This window comes from Kitasatospora griseola (genome assembly GCF_044999035.1).
Classification (GTDB): Bacteria; Actinomycetota; Actinomycetes; order Streptomycetales; family Streptomycetaceae; genus Kitasatospora; species Kitasatospora griseola.
The window spans coordinates 2,588,768-2,604,611 of the sequence record NZ_CP173360.1; the positions used below are offsets into that span (position 1 = coordinate 2,588,768).

The following is a 15,844-nucleotide window of genomic DNA, read 5'->3' on the forward strand; positions in this document are numbered from 1 at the left end:
GACGATCACCGTCATGAGCGTCGAATCCACCCTGGCCAAGGCCGAGACGGACCTGCGCGAGGGTCGGCTCGGCCTGGCCCGGCGCCGACTGCGCGGCCTGCTGGAGAGCCGCCCGACCGACCTGACCGTCCGTCACCGCCTCGCCGGGTCGTACCGCTGGATCCACTGCCTCGACGAGTCGGGCCGGTGGAACTACCTGGACGAGTCGCTGACCGCCGACGAACTCGCCGCCTTCGAACGCCGGTTCCGCGACCCGGCCCGGCGCCTGGCCGTCCTGCACTGGCCCGACCCCGAGCACACCCCGCCGGCGACCCCGCTCGCCCGCCGTCGTCTCGCCGCCCTGCACCGGCAGGCCACCGGCCGGCAGCCGGACTGGCCGGACCACCCGGACGACGCGGCGACGGTCGCCCCGCCCCTGCCGCCGCGTCCGATGCCACGGCAGCCCGTACACCGGGCACCGGTCCCCCGGTTCGCGCCGCGCCCGCCCGAAATGCCGATGCATGTCGCCGCGTTCCGGCTGACGCTGTTCATCGCCGCCGGGGTGGCCCTGATCGCGCTGGTCCAGCACCAGCTCGGTTGACCCCCACCGGAAGGCCTCCAGGGCGCCGGGGATTCCTCAACCCGCCGACGCCGTCCGCTACTTGAGCGAGTCCCGCAGCGCGTCCACCCGGTCCGCGGAGGCGGTGAACTCGTCGCGGTCGAGGTCCCCGGAGTCCAGCGCGCCCGCCAGGGCGGCCGCGGCCTGGTCGCCCTGGCCGACGTCGCGGGCGGAGCAGAGGATCAGGTCGACCCCGGCCCGGGCGACGGCGAGGGCGCGCTTGTCGGTGCCGCCGACGGGGTCGAGGGCCTTGGCCTCCAGGGCGTCGGTGACGGTGACGCCCTGGTAGTTCAGGCGGGTGCGGAGCTCGTCGTGGACGACGGTGCCGGACAGGCCGGCGGGGGTGCCGGGGTCGAGCGCGGGGTAGATCGCCCAGGCCAGCATCACCAGTTCGACGCCGGCGGCGACCGCGTCCCGGTAGGGCCGCTCGTCGACGCTGCGCAGCTGGTTGAGCGGGACGGTGAGGGTGACGGGTTCCTCGTCGGTGTTGGCGCCGGCGGGGGCGCTGCCGAGGCCCGGGAAGTGCTTGGCGGTGGCGGCGACGCCCGCGCCCTGCTGGGCCTTGATGAAGGCGGAGCCGAGCTTGCCGACGACCGCGGGGTCGGTGCTGTAGGAGCGCTGGGCGCTGTCGGCGAAGTCGCCGGGGGTGCGGTAGACGTCGAGCACGGGCGCCAGGTTGAGGTTCAGTCCGAAGCCGGCGAGCGTGGCGGCGGCCTGGTTGCCGGTGGCCGTGGCCGCGGCGGTCGGATCGGCGGCGCGGCCGACGTCCTTCGCGGACTGCGCGGGCCCGCCGGGCAGCCGTCGGACCAGGCCGCCCTCCTGATCGGTCATCAGCAGCAGCGGCCGGGGATGCGGGCTCTGCTGTTCGGCCTGCCGCAGCTGGTTGACGGCGGTGCGCAGCACGGACGGGTCGCTGCCGACGTTCTCGGCGAAGAAGATCACTCCGGCCACCCGGCCTTCGCGGATGCGTTGCAGCAGCGCGGCGGGCGGGGTGGTGCCGGGGTAGGAGTAGACGATCCGCTGCCCGGCGAGGTCGGCGGAGTTCGTCCCGGCGGTGGGGGACGGCGTCGGCTCGGGGCTGGTCGTCGGGCTCGGCGACGGGCTTGCGGGCAGGGGGCTCTCGGTCGGCGCGGCGTCGGTGGTCGCGGGGGCCGGCGACGGGCTGCTGCCGCCGGTGCCGGGCGATCCGCAGGCGGTGAGCAGCGTCAGGCCGAGAGCGAGCAGGCCGACCGACCTCAGTGAGAGCGACATACCGTCAGATAAGCACGTGAATACGCCGGGAGCCAGCACCAGCGGCCCCGGGCGTCGCCACCCGGGGCCGTACGGAGCATTGACGCGGCGTCAGCCGAGCAGCACCGCGGGCAGCTCGGCGATCGAGCCCAGCACGTGGGTAGCGCCGTCGGCACGCAGCCGGGCCTCGTCGTGGGCGCCGGTGAGCACGCCCGCCACCACGGACGCGCCCGCCCGGGTGCCGGTGAGCATGTCGTAGCCCGTGTCGCCGGCCACCGCGATCTGCCGGACCGAGTCGGTGCGGGTGCGCAGCAGCGCGGTGAGCACCATGTCGGGGTAGGGGCGGCCGCGGCCCGCGTCGGCGGGGCACAGCGTCAGGTCGGCGATGTCCTGCCAGCCGAGGGCCGCGAGGATGCTGTCCTGGGTGGTCCGGGAGAAGCCGGTGGTGAGGACGACCTTCCGGCCCCGGCCGCGCAGCTCGGCGATCGCCTCGGCGGCGCCGGGCAGCGCCTCGCAGCGGCCCTGGCCGACCAGGCTGTCGTAGCCGGCCTCGAAGGCCAGGTTGGCGGCCTGGGCGCGGTCCTCGTCGCCGAACAGGTGACGGAACACCGAGATCTTGGACTCGCCCATGGTGGCGCGGACGTGCGCCAGCATCGTGGCGTGCTCGGGGCTGCCGGGCTCGACGCCCTGGGAGCGGGCGGCGGCCTCGAAGGCGAGCTCCACCAGGCCGTCGTCGGCGACGGTGGTGCCGGCCATGTCGAGCACCACCAGGGACACATCGTGCGTGGTCATCTTCTGCCCTTGCAGTCGAACGGGAGGGGGAGGCTCAGAGGCCGGCGAGGTTCGCCGTGGTCTCGGCGATCGCGGGCGAGCAGGTCATGCCGCGCCCGCCGGGGCCGGTGACCAGCCAGGTGCCCTCGGCGACCTGCTGGCGGTGCACCACCCGGGTGCTGTCCAGGCACTGGGCGTAGACGCCGGCCCAGCGGCGGCGGATCTTCGGCAGCGGCCGGCCGAGCAGCGCCTCGGCGACCCCGGCGACGTGCTCGTACGGGTCCTCGACCACGTCGAAGCCGAACGGCTGGTCGTACTCGTGGGTGTCGCCGATGGTGAGGCCGCCGTCCTTGCGCTGGACCATCAGCAGCTGCATCTTGTGCTCGGCGGCGACCGGCGGCTGCGGCTGGGAGGCGCGCAGCGCGTCCAGCTCGGGGCCGGCGAAGGCGGGGTAGTAGCGGAACGAGTCGCCGTCGGCGACCGAGGTGGTGAGGGTCTCGTCCAGCGGGTCGGTCTGCATCATCTGCAGGCGCACCCGGCGCACCGGCAGGTCGGGGGCGAGTTCGCGGACCAGGCCGCCGAGCCAGGCGCCGGTGCACAGGATCACCTGGTCGCCCTGGTGCAGCTGCCCGTGGTCGTCGCGGACGGCGGCGGCGCCGACCACCTCGCGGACCTCGCGTCCGGGCAGGAAGGTGTAGCGGCCGGTGGCCTCCAGCGCGGCGCGCAGCGCGGGCTGCGCGACCCGGGACTCGACGGCGCCGTCGCGGGTGCAGTGCAGGCCGCCGAGGAAGCTGCCGCGCAGCGCCGGGTTGACGGCGCGGACCTGCTCGGCGTCCAGCAGCCGGTAGCCGCGGGCGGCGGCGTCGGGCAGCTGCACGGCGGCCTCGGCGACGGCCAGCTCGGCCTCGGTGCGGGCCAGCGTGAGCGAGCCGTTGGGGCGGAACCACAGGCCGGGGACGCGGGCGCCGATCTGCTCCCACAGTTCGCGGGCGCGCAGCGCGACCTCGAGCTCCTCACCGGCGGCGCGGCCGCTGACCCAGACCAGTCCGAAGTTGCGGACGGAGGCGCCGCGCGCCTCGGCCTCGCGCTCCAGGTGGACGACCTCGTGGCCGCGCTCGACGGCCTGCCAGGCGTGCATGGTGCCCAGCACGCCTGCTCCTACGACGATTACCTTCATGCGGACAGGCTCGGGCGTCGAGGTGGCCGCAGGTCGTCCGGCTCCCGTCGGACAGGTGAACCGCCCGCAAGAGTTGTCCATACAACCTGCGCGCTGCTACGCCACTCCGGCACCGAGCACGGGGCCGAGCGGGCCGGTGCGCAGCCGGTCGACCAGCGGCGCGGCGCGGCCGGCCAGCGCGGCCAGCGGGAGCGCCACCAGGACGCCGACCACCGCGGCCACGGCCACGTCGTGCGGGTAGTGCGCGCCGACCCAGACCCGGGAGGCGCCCATCAGCACGGCGGCGAGCAGGCCGATCCAGCCGAGTCGGCGGTCGGCGTACCAGAGCGCGGCGGCGGCGGCGAACGCGATCACCGTGTGGTTGCTGGGGAAGGACCAGTCGCCGGGGGCCGGGCAGGCCTCGATGGTGAAGCTGCCCGGGATCTGCCGGCAGGGCCGGTTCTCCTCGACGATCCCCTTGAAGACCGAGTTGACCAGGTACGCGGCCACCACGATCAGCGGCGAGGCCAGCACCCGGGCCATCATCACCGAGTCGGCGGCCCGGGCCCGCCACCAGCCCCACACCATCAGCAGCGCGAACACCGCGAGGCCGTACGCGGACCACTCCTTGGTCAGCTGGTCGAACCAGTGCGGGGCGGACTCGGCCCACCCGGTGATCCGGGTGTAGAGGCTGCCGTCGATGCCGCTGCCGTCGTAGGCGAGCAGGCGGGCGGAGGGATGAACGTTCGGAGTCACAGGGACAACATGTACCAGAACGGACACCGCGGACGGCTCGTTCGCGGTTCCGAGCAGGAGTGACTGGGGCAAGGCTGGCGGACCTCCCGTTACCGTGGGGGGTGGCCGATCGCGGGCCGCCCCCGTGCGTCTACAGTGTTGTAGACGTCGATCGACAGGACTGTAGACGAATCCCGGAGGTTCGCGCGACATGACGGATTCACCCGCCCGTCGCCCGGCAGGAGAGCTCGAGGCCCAGGTGCTCGCCGCCCTCTGGGCCGCCGGCGCCCCGCTCACCCCCCAGCAGGTGCAGGACGCCGTCGACGCCGACCTGGCCCGCACCACGGTCGCCACCATCCTGGCCAGGCTGCACGAGAAGGGCACCGTCGCCCGCAGCAAGGCCGGCCGGTCCTTCGCCTACACCCCCACCGTCCAGGACGCCGACGGCCTCGCCGCCCGCCGGATGCGCACCGAGCTCGACCGCGGCCGCGACCGCTCCACCGTCCTCGCCCGATTCGTCTCCGACCTGTCCGACGAGGACGAGCGGCTGCTGCGCGACCTGCTCGGGGACCAACCGTGACCCTCGCCGTCTGGATCCCGCTGCTGCTGCCGCTGCTCGCCGCCCCGCTGGCCCGCCGGCTCGCCGAGCAGCTCGCCCCGCGCGCCGCCGCGCTCACCCTGGCCGCCACCGCCGCCGCGCTCGGCACCGCCGCACTGGCCTCGCTCGGCCTGCTCGCCGTCACCGGCCTGCTGCACCTGCCGTACGCCGCCGCCCTCGCCCACTTCTCCCCCGCCCACCGCCTGCCCGACGCGCTGACCGGGACGCAGTGGGCGCCCGCCGCCACCGCCGCCGTGCTCGCCCTGCTGCTGATCGGCGCGCTCGCCGGCCGCACCGCCCACCACCAGCTCGCCGACCTGCGCCGCGCCCGCCGCGCCATCGGCGACGCCCCCGTCGGCCTGCGCGAACGACTGCGCCGCACCGACCCGGCCACCGCGCTCACCGTGCTCGACGACGACCGCGCCGACGCCTACGCGCTGCCCGGCCGCCCGCCGCGGATCGTCGCCACCACCGGCATGCTGGCCGCGCTCAGCGCCCCCGAGCGGGCCGCGCTGCTCGCCCACGAACGCGCCCACCTGGCCGGCCGCCACCACCTGCTGCTGGCCGCCGCCGAGTACGCCGCCGCCTGCCACCCGGCGCTGCGGCCGCTGCGCGGCGCGCTCGGCTACCACCTGGAGCGCTGGGCCGACGAGTGCGCCGCCGCCGAGGTCGGCGACCGGGCGCTCACCGCCCGCGCCATCGGCCGGGCCGCACTCGCCACCGCCCGCCACCCGGCCGCCCCGCGCCCCCGGCTCGCCCCCGCGGCGGCCGGCGGCCCGGTGCCGCGCCGGGTCCGGGCCCTGCTCACCCCCGCCCCGCCGCGCCACCGCCGCACCGTCCGCACGCTGGCCGCGCTCGCCCTGGCCGGCTGCCTGGCCGCCACCGCGGTCACCACCGTGGAGGCCGGCCACGACCTCCACCGGGCCGTCGAGACCGCCCAGGGCGAGCGCCCCGCACAGCACCGCTGACCGGGCGGAACCGACCAGTCTGCACCGGCGCCCGCCGCGTGCACGACATCTTCTGCCCGGCTCGGCGTGTCCACGTCGACCGGCCTACGCTGACAGCCGACGTCGAGACGGGGGTACCCATGCAGCACGGCACCAGAAGCCCCCGCCCGCCCGCACGCGCGCACGCCAGGGCCTACGACCGGACCATGGCCGGCGAGCGGCCCGCCCCCGACGGCCGTCCGGTCCGCCCGGAGATCGAGGACTCCTGGGCCCGGCTGCGCCGCCTCGGCATGGACCCGGAACGCCCCCGCGAGACCCACCGGGTGGCGCCCGCCGAACTGGAGGAGCTGCGCCGCGCCACCGGCCTCGCCGCGGTCCTGCCGGTGCTCCGCTCCACCCTCTTCATGCCCGGCGACTCCACGCCGCTGGTGCTCGCGGTCTCCGACCCGAAGGCCCGGATCCTGTGGATGGACGGCGAGCAGCGGCTGCGCCGCGCCGTGGACGCGATCGGCTTGGAACAGGGCGCGCTCTGGTCCGAGGACGAGGTCGGCACCAACGCCATCGGCCTGGCCGCCCGCACCGCCCGACCCGCCCAGGTGCACTCCGTCGAGCACTACCTGCGCAGCCACCACCACTGGTCCTGCTTCGGCGCGCCGATCCGCGACCCGCGCACCGGCCGCCCGGCCGGCGTGGTCGACCTCAGCGGCCCGGCCGTCGGCGACCACCACTACCTGCGGCAGCTCGCGCTGACCGCCGCGCGCCTCGCCGAGACCGAGCTGCGCGCCGCCCACCTGGAGGCACTGCACCACCTGCGCACCGTCGCGGTGCCGCTGCTGGCCCGCTTCGGCGGCCCCGCCCTGGTCGTCGACCCGGCCGGCTGGACGGCCGCCGCGGTCGGCGTCCCCGCCCCGCCCCGGCTGGCCCTGCCCGCGGAGAACTGGGAAGGCAGCAGCGTGCACTGGGTGCCGACGCTCGGCGAGTGCACGGTGGAGCCGCTGGCCGACGGCTGGCTGATCCGCCCGTCCGCGCCGCAGCCCGCCGACCCCGCCGCGCACTCCGGCCCCGGCCTGGTCGAACTGGACCTGCGCCGCACCGACCGGCCGGAACTCCGGGTCAGCGGCAGCGCCGGCTGCTGGTCGCACACCCCGAGCCCTCGGCACACCGAACTGCTCCTGATGCTGGGCCTGCACCGGGACGGCCTGAGCGCCGCCGAGCTCGCCGAGGCGCTGTTCGCCGACCCCGGCCGCACCGTCACCGTGCGCGCCGAACTCTCCCGCCTCCGCCGACACCTGGGCCCGCTCCTGGAGGCCCGGCCGTACCGCCTGTCCGCCTGCGCCCAGGTGACGGTGCACGGCCCGGACGACCCCTACGACCTGCTCCCCGGCTCGGCCTCCCCGGCCGTCCGCGCCCTGCGGGCCGACCTGGCCCACGGCGTGCTGCGCCTGCCGACGGCCCCCGGGGCGGCGCGGCCCTAGATGTACTGACCATGGAGGTTGGTGACAGGGTTCACGGTCGGGTGGTCTTGAAACGAGTGAGGGCCTTCTGGCCTGGTGTGGATTGCGACATCTGCACCGGCGACCAGAAAGGCCCTCATGCCACACCGTAACGCACCCCTGACCGAGACCGGACGCCTGCGCCTGGCCCGCTGCGTGGTCGAGGACGGCTGGCCGCTACGACGGGCCGCCGAACGCTTCCAGGTCTCACCGACCACCGCCAAGCGCTGGGCCGACCGCTACCGCGCGCTCGGCGAGGCCGGTATGGAAGACCGCTCCTCGCGCCCGCACCGCAGCCCGCGCCGGACCCCGACCCGAACCGAACGACGGATCGTCAAAGTCCGCGTCCTGCGCCGCTGGGGACCCGCCCGCATCGCCTACCTGCTGAACCTCAACCCGGCCACCGTGCACCGCGTCCTGACCCGCTACCGGCTCGCCCGCCTCGCCCACCTCGACCGCGCCACCGGCCGGGTGATACGCCGCTACGAGCACCGCGCGCCCGGCGAGCTGGTCCACGTCGACATCAAGAAACTCGGCAACATCCCCGACGGCGGAGGACACCGCGCCATCGGCCGCGAGGCCGGCCGCAGGACCCGCTCCGGCGCCGGCTACAGCTACTTGCACAACGCCGTCGACGACCACTCCCGCCTCGCCTACAGCGAGATCCTGTCCGACGAACGCAAGGAGACCGCCACCGCGTTCTGGACCCGGGCGAACGCGTTCTTCGCCCGGGCCGGGATCACCGTCCGACGCGTGCTGACCGACAACGGCGCCTGCTACAAGTCCCACCACTGGCGCGACACGCTGACCCGGGCCGGCATCACCCACAAGCGCACCCGCCCCTACCGGCCCCAGAGCAACGGCAAGGTCGAACGCTTCAACCGCACCCTGCTCGACGAATGGGCCTACGCACGGCCCTACCGCACCGAACAAGAACGCCGAGACGCCTACCCCGCCTGGCTCCACACCTACAATCACCACCGCGGACACACCGCACTCGCAGGCAAACCACCCGCCAGCCGCGTCCCCAACCTCACAGGACAGAACACCTAGAGCGCGCCGGACCCGCCCTGGGTCAGCAGTCGCTTCAACTCCTCGTCGCTGGGCAGCACTTCGGCCTCCCGGCCGTCCGGAACGAGTCGGTAGGTGCGCTCCAGCCAGGCCTTCACCTGCGGCCGGGACACCTCCAGCAGCGCGCTGCCGTACGGGGACTCCAACGCCACGTGCAGGGTGAGGCCGTGGCACGGGCAGTGGGTGGGCCACAGCTTGACGTCGCCCTGGCCGCTGAGCGAGTCCAGGCCGTCGCGCAGCAGCTCGCGGGAGAACACCCAGTCCGCCTCGTCGGGTCGGCCGACGTGGAAGGTCAGGCGCACCTCGTACGGCGCGGCCGCGTCGTAGCGGAACCGGGTGCGCACCTCGCCGAGCTGCTCCTCGTCCAGCGCGATCCGCAGCACCAGCACCTCCTCCACCGCACGGGGCTCGGCGGCCACGGCCTGCTCGCCGCCGGTGGGGGTGGCGGCGAGCGGCTGGTCGGACGGGGCGGACAGCGGATCGCGCGGCATGACGGTCTCTCCGAGGCGTGCTGGGTCTCCGCCCAGCCTGGCCCTGCGCACCGGCGCCTGCAACGGTTGCAGGGGGTTGCACACGCACTTTCGAACGGCCTGTTCCGGCCGTCCGCCGCCCCCGGACCGCAACGTCCCGATTCGCACCCCGGTTCGGTCCGGGGATCTGGCGGTCCGTCAGTCCGCTGATATTCTCGTCCCTCACGCGCCGTTCGCCCGGGCACCCCGGCGACACCGGGTGCGGCACCGGGTGCGGCGTCGCGTTCGGACCGGACGTCGGACGCGGACCAGACCCAGGAAGGGGAGCCCGGTGGCGCTCCGCGAGCACTCCCGGCCCGTCACCGCGGGCCGGACCGGACGGCACGGCCGGCCCCGGCCCTTCGGCGGCCGACTGCGGCTGCCCACCATCCGGTTCTCCGGCGCGGCGATGGCGATGTCCACCGTGGTCGGGATCAGCCTGGCCACCACCTGGCTCCTGAACGAGCAGCAGCAGATCGGCCGCCGCCCGGGCGTGACCGTCGGCGGCCCGCCCGTGCCCAGCCCCGACGCCTCCGCACCGACCGCCGACGCCACCCCCGTCGAGGAGCCCGTCGGCACCCAGGCCGTCCCGGTCCCCGCGCTCGGCACCGCGACCGCCTCCCCGCTCCCCGGCCCGACCCGCACCGCCGCCCGCCCGGCCGTCGCGACGAGCCGTCCGGCGACCCCGACGCCCTCGCCGTCGTTCAGCAGCCCCGCCGCGCCCACCGCGTCCCCGTCGCCGTCCCCCTCCGTGAGCGACAGCGGCACGCCGCTCGCCCCGTCCCCCTCCGTCCCGCCGCGCCCCGAACCGGACCCCACCCTGCCCCAACCGCTCAGCGGCACGGCCCGGGTGGACGCACTGGGCCGCACCGGCACCAGGCACGTCGTGCAGCTCCGACTCGACGAGACGATGACGGCCCTCCAGGTCGAGTTCCGCCTCACCCGCCCGGCCGCCCTCCCCGGCACCGTCCCCGCCACCGACCTCCCGGGCGCGGTCGCCACCGTCGCCCTGGAACGCGACACCCTGATCTACCGCTTCACCACCCCCTCCGACCAGCCGCTCCCCCCGGGCACCTACACCTTCACCGTCACCGGGGCGATCGCCGCCCCCACCCCCGCCACCCCCGAGACCTGGACCGCCTCCGCCTTCGCCCTCCCCACCACCCGCGCAGTCGCGGCGCGCGGCAGCTTCTGACGACCCCGCCAGGGGCTCGTGGGGGCACCCCCCGGCCTGGCGGCTGAGAGGTGCCCCCACGAGCCCCTGGCGGTTACCCCTTACTCGAAGGCCGCCCGCACCGCGCGAGTGCGTCGCAGGTCGTCGGTGCAGTCCGCCAGATTGCGGCGCAGCGAGGGCGTCAACTCCGGTGCAGCGAGCACCTGTTCCGCGGCGCTCAGCACCTCGGGGGTGGCGTGGGCGACGGGGTACAGGGTCTCGCCGAGCAGTCGGGAGATGATGTCGCCGCGCCGGTCGGCCTCGCCGATCCGTTCGAAGTAGCGCAGCGCGTACGCGCCCATCTCGTCGTCGGAGCCGGAGGTCCAGAACCCGCGGGCGGTGGCCTCCAGCACGCGGTTGGACATCGCGTCGGGCGTGAACAGGTCCTGCCAGGCCGCGGCCTTGGTCGCGCTCCCGGGGAGGGCGGCCCGGCAGCGCGCGGCGCCGAACTCGGCCTCGGTGCCGGGTTCGCGGGCGAGCTCGGCGGCGATCTGCGGTTCGTCGAGTTCGCCGAGCGAGGCCAGTCGGGCCAGGCCCGCCCAGCGCAGCTCGGGGCCGATCTCCAGCCCGGCGGGAACGCTCTCGCCGGTCAGCCAGCCGCGCAGTTCGGCGAGTTGCGGTTCGCCGCCGGAGGTCTCGACCGCGGCGCGCAGGGCGGCCAGCCGGATGCCGTCGCTGCTGTCGCCGGCGAGCAGGGCGCGGGCGGTGCGGCTGATCGCGGCGCGGCCTTCGGTGCGGCGGACGCCGGTCAGGTGGCGGCCGACGACGTGGACGTGGGCGAAGGTGAGCACCGCTTCGACGATGGAGTCGACGCTCTCGGCGGGCAGGTGGCGTTCCATCAGGCCGAGGTAGGCGGCCGGGTCGAGTTCGGCGTCCCGGACCAGGTCGCGGGCGTGGGCCCAGAGCACCGCGCGGGTGACGTCGTCCTCGACGGCGGACAGCGATTCGGTGACGAGCCGCCAGGAGTGCGCGTCCAGGCGGATCTTGGCCCAGGTGAGGTCGCCGTCGTTGGGGACGACCAGCTGGGCGCCGGCCTCGACCAGAGCGGGCACGGCGACCCGGCGGCCGGGGCCGAGCTCGACGGCGACGCGGCCGGCGGGGACGACGCGGCCGCCCTCGACCCGGTAGCCGCCGACCTCGATCAGGTGCGGACGCTCGCCCTCGTTGACCACGGTGAGCGCGGTCAGGGCGCCGTCGGCGGCGCGCTCGGTCTCGACCCGCAGGGTGTCGACGCCGCTGGTGCGCAGCCAGCTCTCGGCCCAGCCGTGCACGTCGCGGCCGCTGGCGGCGGCGAGCGCGGCCAGGAAGTCGGGCAGTTCGGCGTTGCCGTACAGGTGGTCGGCGAAGTAGGCGTTGAGGCCGGCGAAGAACGCCTCGTCACCGAGCCAGGCGACCAGCTGGCGCAGCGCGGACGCGCCCTTGGCGTAGGAGATGCCGTCGAAGTTGACCATGGCTTCGGCGACCGAGCGGGTGCCGTTGCCCGCCACCGGGTGGGTGGAGGCGCGCTGGTCGGCGTCGTAGCCCCAGCCCTTGCGCTGCACGGAGAAGCCGGTCCAGGTGCCGGTGAAGCGGGTGGATTCGGCGGCGATCCGGTAGCCGAGCATCTCGGCGAACGACTCGTTCAGCCACAGGTCGTCCCACCAGCGCATGGTGACCAGGTCGCCGAACCACATGTGGGCCATCTCGTGGCAGACCACCATGGCGCGGCGCTCGTGTTCGGCCTCGGTGGCCGGGGAGCGGAACAGCATCTCGTCGCGGAAGACCACGCAGCCGGGGTTCTCCATCGCGCCCCAGTTGAACTCGGGCACGAACGCCTGGTGGTACTCGCCGAACGGGTAGCGCTCGTCGAAGAGTTCGTGCAGCCGGTTGAAGGAGGCGGCGGTCACCTCGAACAGCTCGGGGGCCTCGCGGTCGAGTTCGGCGGCCAGCGAGCGGCGGGCGTGCAGGCCGAGCGGGATGCCGTCGTGCTCGCCGTACACCGAGTGCAGCGGGCCGGCGACCACGGTGAACAGGTAGGTGGAGATCGGCTTGGTGGCGACGAACTCCCACTGGCCGCCGTCGGACTTGACCGGTGCGCCGTTGGAGACCAGCGTCCAGTCGTCGGGGGCGGTGGCGGTGAGGGTGATCGGGGCCTTCAGGTCCGGCTGGTCGAAGCAGGCGAAGACCTTGGCCGCCAGGTCGGGGCCGCAGGTGGCGTACAGGTAGACGGCGTCGTCGGCCGGGTCGGTGTAGCGGTGCAGCCCCTCGCCGGTGCGCGAGTAGCGCATCTCGGCGTCGATGAGCAGCTCGTTCTCGGCGCGCAGGCCGGGCAGCGCGAGTCGGTTGCCGTCCAGGGCGGTCGCGTCCAGCGGCTGCCCGTTCAGGACGGCGCGGTGCAGGACGGCCGGTTCCAGGTCGACGAAGCTGTCACTGCCGGGCTCGGCGCATCCGAACCGGATCACGGTGGTGCTGCCGAACCGCTCGGGTCCGCGGGTCAGGTCGAGGTGGACGGTGTAGCCGCGGACCTCCAACAGGCGGGCACGGACAGTTGCTTCGGCTCGTTGCAGTGCTGGCATGACTGCATGCTCGCCGAGCCCGGCCGGGCCCGGCAAGCGGGTTGGACCCGGATTCGCTGGCGGCGTACCCGGGGCGGCCGGGAGGTTTGGCTAGGGTGTGTCGCGGCGGCGAGTCGAGGAGGAGCACGTGACGTCTGTTCTGGTGCAGGGCGGCAATGCGCCGCTCGGTGCGGGCCGGGTCGTGGTGGAGGTCACCGCGCCCAAGCAGCTGGACGTGTCCGGGCTACTGCTCGCCCAGTCCGGCAAGGTCCGTTCGGATGCCGATTTCGTCTTCTTCAACGCCCCGAACGGCCCCGGCGTGACGCACCGGCCGGCCGCCGGCGGCGCCCCCGACGCGATCGCCGTCGACACCGCGGCGGTGCCCGCGGACATCACCCGGATCGTGGTCACCGCCTCGCTGGACGACCGGCAGGCGACCTTCGCCGGCACCGAGCCGACCGCGACCGTCCGGGACGCCGACAGCGGCCGCGCGCTGTTCACCTTCACCCCGCCCCGGCTGGGCGTGGAGACCGCCCTGGTGGTGGTCGAGGTGTACCGGCGCGGCGCCGAGTGGAAGATCCGCGCCGTCGGCCAGGGCTACGCCAACGGCCTGGCGGGCATCGCCGGCGACTTCGGCGTCTCCGTCGAGGACGCGCCCCCGGCCCCGCCCGCCGCGCCGCCGATGCCCGCCGCCGCCCCGCCGATGCCGTCCGGGTCGCCGGCCGTCGGCAAGATCACCCTCGACAAGGGCCGGGTGAACCTGGTCAAGGGCGGCTCGGTCTCGCTGGAGAAGGCCGGAAAGCCGTTCCTCGCCGCGGTCCGGATGGGCCTGGGCTGGGAGCCCGCCGCGCACGGCCGGGGCATCGACCTGGACGCGTCGGTGATCGCCTTCGACGCCCGGCGCGAGAAGGTCGACACGGCGTGGTTCATGAAGCTGTCGGTCTTCAACGGCGCGATCGCGCACTCCGGCGACAACCTGACCGGCAAGGGCGGCGGCGACGACGAGTCCATCACCGTCCACCTGGAGGGCCTGCCCGCCGAGGTCTGCGGCCTGGTGTTCGTCGTCAACTCCTTCTCCGGTCAGAAGTTCACCGACGTGAAGAACGCCTACTGCCGGCTGGTCGACGCCGCCACCGGCGAGGAACTCGTCCGCTTCGACCTCACCCACGCCGAGCCCCGCACCGGCGTCGCCATGTGCAAGCTGGTCCGCCAGTTCTCCGGCGAGTGGGTGATGACCGCGCTCGGCGAGTACGTCGACGCCAAGACCGCCCGCTCCATGGTCAAGCCTGCCGCCGCGATGCTCTGAACCGCTCCCGCAACCCGCCCCCGCCGACTACCGTCTCCCCCAGCACGGCAACGACCGACCTGTTGGGCACGGCTGTTCGCGGGGGGCTTCGAATGAGCAACCAGATCGTCAAGGCGCTGGAGCACGGGGCGCAGAAGCTCGGCAGGACGCTGGCCGAGGACGCCGGGAAGGCGTTGAAGAACTTCTACCGGCACGCGGGCGACAACCTGAAGAAGGTCGCCAGGAACACCCGGGAGATCGAGGCCAAGCACGCCAAGGACCTGGAGAAGATCTTCAAGGGCGGCGGCAAGGGCGGCCCGGCGCACCCCCGTTCGGGCGGCGGGCGGCCCGGCCGACGCGGCGACTCGCATCCGAAGGGGCGCGGCCGCGACCAGGTGAAGAGCCCGCGCACGGAGGGCCGCGACCACGGCTCCCGCAAGTGTCCGGGCGAGCCGGTCGACATCGCCACGGGGCGGATGTTCATCGACCAGGTGGACGCCGCCCTGCCCGGTTCGCTGCCGCTGGAGTTCACCCGCAGCTTCGAGTCGGGTCTGCTGACGGGCCGTTGGATGGGCCCGAAGTGGATCTGCGCGTTCGACGAGCGACTGGAGATCGACGAGCAGGGCGTCGTCCACATCCGCCCCGACCGGATCACCCAGGCCTACCCCCACCCCGAGCCCGGCGACCCCGTCCACGCCTCGGCCGGCTCCCGCCGCGAACTCGACCTGGCAGACGGCCTGTTCACGATCACCGACCCCGCCACCGGCCTGGTCCGCACGTTCACCCCCACCCCGGCCGGCGACGAGGCCCTGCTCACCGAGGTCCGCGACCGCCACGGCCGCCACTACGCCCTCGCCTACGACGAGGACGGCGTCCCCCTCTCGATCACCCACTCCGGCGGCTACCGGCTCCTGGTCACCGTCGACGGCGACCGCATCACCGCCCTGCGCCTCGCCGGCGCCTCCGACACCGGCGGCGACGCCCTGCTCACCCGCTACGGCTACACCGACGGCCACCTCACCGCCGTCTACAACTCCAGCGGCAAGGCGATGCGCTTCACCAACGACGCCGCCGGCCGCCTCACCTCCTGGACCGACCGCAACGACTCCCAGTACCGCTACGCCTACGACGCCCACGACCGCGTCACCGACGAAGGCGGCACCACCGGCGCCCTCCGCTTCACCTTCGCCTACGGCGACCCCGACCCCGTCACCGGCCTCAGGACCCACACCGAGACCAACGCCCTCGGCCACACCACCGCCTACCTGATCAACGACCACGCCCAGGTCACCGCCGTCACCGACCCCCTCGGCCACACCACCCACTACGAACGCGACGACCACGACCGCCTCCTCGCCGAGACCGACCCCCTCGGCCGCACCACCCGCTACACGTACGACGGCGCCGGAGACCTCGTCTCGATCACCCGCCCCGACGGGCGGCAGTCCACGGCGCAGTACGGCGACCTCCTCGGCCTGCCGGTCCGGATCACCGAACCCGGCGGGGCCACCTGGCACCAGCGCTACGACGAGAACGGGCTGCGCACCGCCCTGGCCGGCCCGTCCGGCGGCGAGACCCGCTACGCGTACGACGAGCGCGGCCACCTGGCCTCGGTCACCGACGCGCTCGGCCACACCACCCGGGTGCGGTGCGACCCGGCCGGCCTGCCGGTCGAGGTCGTCGACCCCACCGGCGCGGCGGTCC

At 74.7% G+C, this 15,844-nt stretch carries 13 protein-coding genes and 1 pseudogene; 8 read left to right on the forward strand and 6 right to left on the reverse strand.

The window, feature by feature from the left end:
- Positions 1-13: 13 nt before the first annotated feature.
- The gene (locus ACI1MP_RS11770) at positions 14-580 is read left to right on the forward strand and encodes a DUF6584 family protein (RefSeq protein WP_404868634.1); all 567 of its coding nucleotides are present in this window, start codon (positions 14-16) and stop codon (positions 578-580) included.
- 57 nt (positions 581-637) lie between these two features.
- Here ACI1MP_RS11770 and ACI1MP_RS11775 read toward each other — a convergent pair whose 3' ends face one another.
- The 4 genes from ACI1MP_RS11775 to ACI1MP_RS11790 all read right to left on the reverse strand — a co-directional run bounded on the left by ACI1MP_RS11775 (position 638) and on the right by ACI1MP_RS11790 (position 4,511).
- Positions 638-1,849, reverse strand: a complete 1,212-nt coding sequence (locus ACI1MP_RS11775) for a glycoside hydrolase family 3 N-terminal domain-containing protein (protein ID WP_404868635.1) — start codon at positions 1,847-1,849, stop codon at positions 638-640.
- 90 nt (positions 1,850-1,939) lie between these two features.
- On the reverse strand, positions 1,940-2,620 hold the full coding sequence (locus tag ACI1MP_RS11780; RefSeq protein ID WP_380344575.1) for a phosphonatase-like hydrolase: 681 nt from the start codon (positions 2,618-2,620) through the stop codon (positions 1,940-1,942).
- Between the two features lie 34 nt (positions 2,621-2,654).
- Complete coding sequence (locus ACI1MP_RS11785) at positions 2,655-3,776, reverse strand: TIGR03364 family FAD-dependent oxidoreductase (protein WP_404868636.1); 1,122 nt, start codon at positions 3,774-3,776, stop codon at positions 2,655-2,657.
- A 96-nt stretch (positions 3,777-3,872) separates the two neighbouring features.
- Positions 3,873-4,511 carry a phosphatase PAP2 family protein gene (locus ACI1MP_RS11790; protein WP_404868637.1) on the reverse strand — a complete coding sequence of 213 codons (639 nt, stop codon included), beginning with the start codon at positions 4,509-4,511 and terminating at the stop codon, positions 3,873-3,875.
- Between the two features lie 190 nt (positions 4,512-4,701).
- Between ACI1MP_RS11790 and ACI1MP_RS11795 the strand changes: the two genes are divergently transcribed.
- The 4 genes from ACI1MP_RS11795 to ACI1MP_RS11810 all read left to right on the forward strand — a co-directional run bounded on the left by ACI1MP_RS11795 (position 4,702) and on the right by ACI1MP_RS11810 (position 8,581).
- The gene (locus tag ACI1MP_RS11795) at positions 4,702-5,070 is read left to right on the forward strand and encodes a BlaI/MecI/CopY family transcriptional regulator (RefSeq protein WP_100589389.1); all 369 of its coding nucleotides are present in this window, start codon (positions 4,702-4,704) and stop codon (positions 5,068-5,070) included.
- Positions 5,067-6,056 (forward strand): M56 family metallopeptidase, encoded by a 990-nt coding sequence (locus ACI1MP_RS11800; RefSeq protein ID WP_404868638.1) that lies wholly within the window; start codon positions 5,067-5,069, stop codon positions 6,054-6,056. The genes ACI1MP_RS11795 and ACI1MP_RS11800 overlap by 4 nt, the downstream gene beginning before the upstream one ends.
- A 185-nt stretch (positions 6,057-6,241) precedes the next feature.
- Positions 6,242-7,510, forward strand: coding sequence for a GAF domain-containing protein (locus ACI1MP_RS11805; RefSeq protein ID WP_380339410.1), 1,269 nt, complete (start codon positions 6,242-6,244; stop codon positions 7,508-7,510).
- 117 nt (positions 7,511-7,627) lie between these two features.
- On the forward strand, positions 7,628-8,581 hold the full coding sequence (locus tag ACI1MP_RS11810; protein WP_404868142.1) for an IS481 family transposase: 954 nt from the start codon (positions 7,628-7,630) through the stop codon (positions 8,579-8,581).
- On the opposite strand, the gene ACI1MP_RS11815 is transcribed toward ACI1MP_RS11810, so the two are convergent.
- A complete protein-coding gene (locus ACI1MP_RS11815; protein ID WP_380339413.1) occupies positions 8,578-9,090 on the reverse strand; it encodes an SsgA family sporulation/cell division regulator in 513 nt (170 codons plus the stop codon). The genes ACI1MP_RS11810 and ACI1MP_RS11815 overlap by 4 nt on opposite strands.
- 310 nt (positions 9,091-9,400) lie before the next feature.
- Between ACI1MP_RS11815 and ACI1MP_RS11820 the strand changes: the two genes are divergently transcribed.
- Positions 9,401-10,303: a hypothetical protein gene (locus ACI1MP_RS11820; RefSeq protein ID WP_380339416.1), complete on the forward strand. Its 903-nt coding sequence runs from the start codon at positions 9,401-9,403 to the stop codon at positions 10,301-10,303.
- Positions 10,304-10,383: 80 nt separating this feature from the next.
- Here ACI1MP_RS11820 and pepN read toward each other — a convergent pair whose 3' ends face one another.
- Entirely contained in the window at positions 10,384-12,876 is a 2,493-nt protein-coding gene (gene pepN, locus ACI1MP_RS11825; protein WP_404868639.1) for an aminopeptidase N, read from the reverse strand.
- Between the two features lie 139 nt (positions 12,877-13,015).
- Between pepN and ACI1MP_RS11830 the strand changes: the two genes are divergently transcribed.
- Together ACI1MP_RS11830 and ACI1MP_RS11835 are read left to right on the forward strand one after the other, a co-directional pair.
- On the forward strand, positions 13,016-14,161 hold the full coding sequence (locus ACI1MP_RS11830) for a TerD family protein (protein ID WP_404870797.1): 1,146 nt from the start codon (positions 13,016-13,018) through the stop codon (positions 14,159-14,161).
- Positions 14,162-14,253: 92 nt separating this feature from the next.
- Positions 14,254-14,778, forward strand: a pseudogene (locus ACI1MP_RS11835) (DUF6531 domain-containing protein); the annotation flags it as partial.
- Positions 14,779-15,844 lie beyond the last annotated feature (1,066 nt).